The organism is Sphingopyxis sp. (genome assembly GCF_036402335.1).
GTDB lineage: Bacteria > Pseudomonadota > Alphaproteobacteria > Sphingomonadales > Sphingomonadaceae > Sphingopyxis.
Window position 1 is genome coordinate 1 of record NZ_DASWTD010000375.1, and the last position, 6,095, is coordinate 6,095.

6 protein-coding genes are annotated in these 6,095 nt (G+C 65.7%); 4 read left to right on the top strand and 2 right to left on the bottom strand.

The window, feature by feature from the left end:
• The coding region (locus tag VGD20_RS11900) for an aminoacyl--tRNA ligase-related protein (RefSeq protein WP_331134650.1) at positions 1-1,434 on the top strand (1,434 nt) is incomplete at its 5' end.
• On the top strand, positions 1,435-3,756 hold the full coding sequence (locus tag VGD20_RS11905) for a VacB/RNase II family 3'-5' exoribonuclease (RefSeq protein WP_331134651.1): 2,322 nt from the start codon (positions 1,435-1,437) through the stop codon (positions 3,754-3,756).
• Between the two features lie 28 nt (positions 3,757-3,784).
• On the opposite strand, the gene VGD20_RS11910 is transcribed toward VGD20_RS11905, so the two are convergent.
• The gene (locus VGD20_RS11910; protein ID WP_331134652.1) at positions 3,785-4,567 is read right to left on the bottom strand and encodes a helix-turn-helix transcriptional regulator; all 783 of its coding nucleotides are present in this window, start codon (positions 4,565-4,567) and stop codon (positions 3,785-3,787) included.
• Between the two features lie 117 nt (positions 4,568-4,684).
• Here VGD20_RS11910 and VGD20_RS11915 point away from each other — a divergent pair, with 117 nt between their 5' ends.
• On the top strand, positions 4,685-5,074 hold the full coding sequence (locus VGD20_RS11915; RefSeq protein WP_331134653.1) for a hypothetical protein: 390 nt from the start codon (positions 4,685-4,687) through the stop codon (positions 5,072-5,074).
• Here the strand turns inward: VGD20_RS11915 and VGD20_RS11920 are convergent.
• Positions 5,071-5,523 (bottom strand): universal stress protein, encoded by a 453-nt coding sequence (locus tag VGD20_RS11920; RefSeq protein ID WP_331134654.1) that lies wholly within the window; start codon positions 5,521-5,523, stop codon positions 5,071-5,073. The two genes, VGD20_RS11915 and VGD20_RS11920, sit on opposite strands and share 4 nt — an antisense overlap.
• Positions 5,524-5,695: 172 nt before the next feature.
• Between VGD20_RS11920 and VGD20_RS11925 the strand changes: the two genes are divergently transcribed.
• Positions 5,696-6,095: biotin/lipoyl-containing protein (locus VGD20_RS11925; RefSeq protein WP_331134655.1), on the top strand; the 400-nt coding region annotated here is incomplete at its 3' end.

The window sequence follows — 6,095 nt, forward strand, 5'->3', positions numbered from 1 at the left end:
GGCGTCCGCGGCTGCATGGTCATCAAGCCGTGGGGCTATGGCATCTGGGAACGGATCCAGACGATCATGGATGCGGGCATCAAGGATATGGGCGTCCAGAATTGCTATTTCCCGCTCTTCATCCCCTTGAGCTTCTTTGAGAAGGAAGCCGACCATGTCGATGGTTTCGCCAAGGAAATGGCGGTCGTCACGCACCATCGGCTGATCCAGGACGGGAAGGGCAAACTGATCCCCGACCCCGAGGCGAAGCTCGAGGAACCGTTGATTGTCCGCCCGACCTCGGAAACGGTGATCGGCGCGGCGATGAGCCGCTGGGTCCAGTCGTGGCGCGATCTGCCGCTGCGCGTCAACCAGTGGGCGAACGTCGTGCGCTGGGAGATGCGCACGCGCATGTTCCTGCGCACCGCCGAATTCCTGTGGCAGGAAGGCCATAGCGCACACGACAGCAAGGAAGATGCGGTCGCCGAAACGATGCGCGCGCTCGAACTCTATCGCCGCGTTGCCGAAGAGGCGCTCGCGCTGCCGGTGATTGCGGGCGAAAAGCCCGAGAACGAGCGTTTCCCGGGCGCCGCGGCGACTTACTCGATCGAGGCGATGATGCAGGACGGCAAGGCGTTGCAGGCCGGCACCTCGCATTATCTCGGCACCGGCTTCGCCGAGGCGGCGAACATCCGCTTCCAGGACAAGGAGGGCGGCCACAGCCTCTGCCACACCGTCAGCTGGGGTTTCTCGACGCGGACGATCGGCGCGGTGATCATGACGCACGGCGACGACGATGGCCTGCGCTGCCCGCCGCGCATCGCGCCGCACCAGATCGTCATCATTCCCATGCTGCGCGATAATGAAGAGGATGCGGCGATCCTCGATTATTGTGCGTCGCTCGAAAAGGAGCTGAAGGCGCTCGATGCGTTCCGCGAGCCCGTGCGCGTGCTGCTCGACACCAACGCCAACAAGGCGCAGACCAAGCGCTGGGGCTGGGTCAAGAAAGGCGCGCCGATCATTGTCGAGATCGGCCCGCGCGACGTCGCCGGTGGCAATGTCGCGGTGATCCGCCGCGACCGGCTCTACAAGGACGACGGCAAGCTCGACAGCGCCTTCATCCCGCGCGGCGATTTCGTTGCGGCTGCGGTCGCGACTCTCGGCGAGATTCAGGGCAATCTCTATGCCGAGGCGAAGGAGCGGCTGCACGCCAATATCCGCCGCGACGTGACAGACCTTGCCGCGCATTATGCGGGTGAGGACAAGTTCACCGGCTGGGTCGAAGTGCAATGGTCGCGCCCGACCGGCGCGGTGCTCGACGGGATCGTCGAAAAGCTCAAGGCACTGAAGCTCACGATGCGCAACACCCCGCTCGATGCCGCGCCCGCCGACGGCGCCTGTTTCTTTACCGGCGAGCCCGCGGTCGAACGCGTGCTCATCGGCAGGACCTATTAATTGGCGAAACGGCAGAAGCCCGCCGGCCTGCCCAGTGCCGACCAGATCCTTCGCTTTATCGAAGAGAGCAAGGATGCGGTCGGAAAGCGCGAGATCGCGAAGCATTTCGCGCTGCACGGCAATGAAAAGATCGCGCTGAAGGCGCTGCTCAAGGACATGACCGACGAGGGCCTCGTCGATCTCGCCCCCGGACGCGCCTTTCACAAGCATGGCGGGCTGCCGCGCGTCACGGTGCTGCGCGTGGTGGCGATCGAGGGCAGCAATTTGTGGGCGGTGCCCGATCGCTGGGAAGGCGCCGGCCCCGCGCCGCGCCTGCGCGTGATGGAGCAGGGACGCAAGGGAGCGCTCGGCGTCGGCGACCGCATCCTCGCGCGCACCGAGGAGCGCGGCAGCGGGCATGTCGCGCATCCGATGAAACGCCTGCAAGCGAGCGCCGAGATGGTCATCGGCGTGCTCGTCGAGGATGTGGGGCCGGGCGGCAAGCCGATGGTCTGGCTGCGCCCCGCCGACAAGCGCGCGCGCTATGACTTCGCCGTGGCCGACAAGGGTGATGCCGATATCGGCGATCTCGTCCGCGCGGAACTTACGGGGCGCGGTCCGGCTATCAAGGCGAAGGTCATTGACCGGATCGGCGACCCCTTTGCGCCCCGGTCGCTCAGCATGATCGCGATCGCGCGGCATGAAATCCCGCACGTCTTCGACGGCGAAACGCTCGTCGAGGCGGAGAAGGCGGCGAAGCTGCCGCTCACCCCCGACGGGCGCGAGGACCTGCGCGAGCTGCCGATCGTGGCGATCGACCCGATCGACGCGCGCGATCATGACGACGCCGTCTGGGCCGTCCCGGATGACGACACGTCCAACAAAGGCGGTTTCCGCGCGATCGTCGCGATCGCCGATGTCAGCTATTATGTCCGCCCCGACGGCGCGCTCGACCGCGAGGCGCGGCGGCGCGGCAACAGCGTCTATTTTCCCGACCAGGTCGTCCTGATGCTGCCCGAAACGCTGTCGGCCGGCGTCTGTTCGCTGAAGGCTGGGCAGGACCGCGCCGCGATGGCGTGCCATCTCGTGATCGACAGGCATGGCAAGGTGACATCGTGGCGTTTCGCGCGCGCGCTCGTCCGGCTCCGCGCCAACATCGCCTATGAACATGCGCAGGCGACCTATGATGCCGATGCGCCGCGCGAGGAATGGGATGCCGACGTGCTCCCGACGCTCAAAAATCTTTGGGCCTGCTGGGCGCTGCTCGCGAAGGCGCGCGCGGCGCGCGCACCGCTCGATCTCGACCTGCCCGAACGGCAGGTCATCCTCGACGAACAGGGCAGCATTGCCGAGATTCGTGTTCGCGACCGGCTCGACTCGATGCGGCTGATCGAGGATTATATGATCGCGGCGAACGTCGCCGCCGCAAAGGCGCTCGAGGCGAAGAAGTCGCCCGTGATGTACCGCATCCACGAGCCGCCGAGCCGCGAGAAACTCGTTGGTCTGAAAGATTATCTCGAAACCTTCGAACAGAGCTTCGCGCTCGGGCAGGTGATCACCCCCGCGGTGTTCAACCGCCTGATCGACGGCTTTTCCGAAGACGACCGGCTGCCCGAGATCATGCAGGCGATTTTGCGCAGCCAGACGCAGGCTTATTACGGCCCAGCCAACGCTGGCCATTTCGGGCTCGCGCTCGGCAGTTACGCGCATTTCACCTCGCCGATCCGCCGTTACGCCGACCTGATCGTCCACCGCGCGCTCGTCGATTCATACCGGCTCGAAGTGCCCGGCAAGCCGAAGGACCTGCCCGCGCGCACCGGTTTGGGCGAAGCCGACGCCAAGGGCCTGTCGCGGATCGGCGAGGCGATCAGTGCGCTCGAACGCCGCGCGATGGAGGCCGAGCGCGAGACGGTCGATCGCTATGTCGCGGCCTATCTGGCCGGCAAGGCCGGCGAGATTGTCGCCGCGCGGATCACCGGGGTCCAGCCCTTCGGCTTTTTCGCCACGGTCGACGGGCTCGGCGGTGACGGGCTGGTTCCGGTGTCGACACTGGGCAGCGAACGCTTTTTCTATGACGAGGCGGCGCGCAGCCTCGACAGCGAGCACGGGCGGGTCAGCTATACCGTCGGCCAGCGCCTCGACCTGCGGTTGATGGATGCCAATCCGGTCAGCGGCGCGCTGCGCTTTGAACTGCCCGATGCGCCCGAGGGCGGTTTCCGGAATCGTCCGCCGAGGCGCGACGGCGTGAAGGGCAGGACGACCGGGAAGGACAAGGCCGGCAAACATATGGTCGGCACACGCGGACGGCCGGCTAACATCAAACATAAGGGCAAGCGGCGCTAAACCCCGTACCTTTGCGAGGGCGACGGGTTTACTTGCCTGCCAACCGCGCGAGCAGCGCCGCGCTCTCGGCATCGGCCGGGAAAAAGGCTTCGATGGCGAGTTCGGAGAGCGTGATATCGACCGGCGTCCCGAAGATCGTCACGGTCGAGACAAAGCGAATCCGGCCTGCAACCGTGTCGAGGATCAGCGGCACCGCGATGCCGTTCGCATGGCCGCCGCCATTGTCGTTCGCTTCCACCGCATAGCCGGCGAGTTCGTCGCGCAGCGCGATCAGCCCGGCGTCGCCACTCGCTTCGATCTGCAGGTCGAGCCGGTGGAGGATATGCGCGCGCCACTCGCCATGGTTGACGATCTGGGGCGCCAGCCCATTGGGGTGAAGTGCGATACGCAGCACGTTGACCGGCGGCGCGAGCAGGGCGGGGGACACCTGTTCGATCAGGATTGCGATCGCGTCGTTTGCCGCGACCATGTTCCAGTGGCGATCGACCGCGAGCGCGGGATAGGGCTCGTGCCCTTTCAGCACATGTTCCACGATCGCGCGCATTCCCGCCATCTCGGGGCTGTCGAGCGGCCGTTCCTGATAGTCGGGTGCATAGCCCGCCGCGAGCAGCATCGCGTTGCGTGCGCGGTACGGCACGTCGAGGCAGTCGGCGATCCGTTGAAGCATTTGCGCGCTCGGTTTTGACCGTCCGGTCTCGATAAAACTCAAATGACGCGTCGAAATCTCGGTATCGAGCGCGAGGTCCATCTGGCTCATCCGGCGGCGCGTGCGCCATTCGCGGAGTTGTTCGCCCAGTGGTGCGACTTGCATGATCGTCTCCTTCGTCCGGAGAGCTATACCTCCGCCTTCCTGTTTTCCATTACCTCCGGCGTAATCGACGCCATTCGGTTCGGGGTCCAATTGGAGGGGGTCGAAAGGAGAACCACCATGTCGATCCTCAATCTCAAGAATATTCTCGTCGCCGACGCCGTCACCTGCGGGGGCGTCTTTGCCATCGGCCTGCTTGCCGCCACGCCGGTCGGCAGCCTGCTGGGCCTGCCCGCGAACGTCGTGGCGATCGGCGGCTGGATATGTCTCGCCGCCGCGCTTCTGATGATTGTCGCCGCGCGGCAGGCTGTACCGAATCCCGCGCTGGTCAAGCTGATCGCGCTGGGCAATCTCGGCTGGGTCGCAGCAAGCTTCGGGGTCATCGCGACGTTTGCCGCGCAGATGACGGGGCCGGGCATCGCGGTCGTGATCGCGCAGGCCTTCGCGGTGCTCGGCTTTGCCATCCTCGAATGGAAAGATGCGGCAGCGCCGCGCAGCCTCGTCGTCTAACTCAGTGCATCGAGCCGGGCGATGTCGATCCCGCCCGGCACCAGCATCACCGGACAGGGAAGCGTACCCGCATCCTGTCCGGTGAAGTGCGCGACCAGCGGCCCCGGTGCGCCCGACGCCGCCGTCGCGAGCACCAGCGCCGCTATCTCGTCGCTCGCGCCGATCACCTCGCGCACCACCTCGGCGGGCTTGCCCGCCTTGATCAGCGTCTGCGGTGTGACACCTTCCTGAACCACGGCATCTGAGGCCGCGGCGACCAATTCCTCGGCATGCTCGCGCGCTTCGGCCTCGATCGTCGCCTGGACCCCGCCGAACGCGACGAAATCCTGCGGCGGGATGATCGCCAGCACGATGACGCCGCCGCCTGTCCGCGCGGCACGGCGCGCCGCAAAGCGCAGCGCCAACGACGCTTCCGGGCTGTCGTCGATCACCACCAGATATGTCCGCATCGCCCCGACCCCTCGTGTTTTGCTTGCGCGCAAGAGTGCGTCACATTCGTATGAAACGCAAGTTGGCCTGCTGGACCTTGACCAAAGCAGAGCTTATGGCGAGGAACAATCCGTAGCGGCAGGCAGTGCCTGCGAGACTCACGCCCAAGGTTCAAGAGGAACAAATCCGACGATGCCGATCGAACTCAAAATGCCCGCCCTTTCACCGACGATGGAGGAGGGCACCCTTGCCAAATGGCTGGTCAAGGAAGGTGACACGGTCAAATCGGGCGACCTGCTCGCCGAGATCGAAACCGACAAGGCGACGATGGAATTCGAGGCGGTCGACGAAGGAACGATCTCGAAGATTCTCGTCCCCGAGGGTAGCGACGGGGTCAAGGTCGGGACGGTGATCGCGCTGATGGGCGGGGAAGGCGAGGCCGCGGCTCCGGCGCCGTCGAAGGTCGAGGAACCCGCTTCGCAGCAGACCGAAGCGACTCCGCCGGCGCCGGCCAAGCCCGAACCGATCGAGGTTGCCAAGCCGACCATGCAGGTGACCGACGTTCCCGCCGGAACAACGATGACAGCGACCA

What these genes read in the sequence shown, in the direction of transcription:
- VGD20_RS11920 (WP_331134654.1), bottom strand. Translation starts at nt 5,523, where the DNA reads ATGCGGACATATCTGGTGGTGATCGACGACAGCCCGGAAGCGTCGTTG.
- VGD20_RS11910 (WP_331134652.1), bottom strand. Translation starts at nt 4,567, where the DNA reads ATGCAAGTCGCACCACTGGGCGAACAACTCCGCGAATGGCGCACGCGC.
- VGD20_RS11915 (WP_331134653.1), top strand. Translation starts at nt 4,685, where the DNA reads ATGTCGATCCTCAATCTCAAGAATATTCTCGTCGCCGACGCCGTCACC.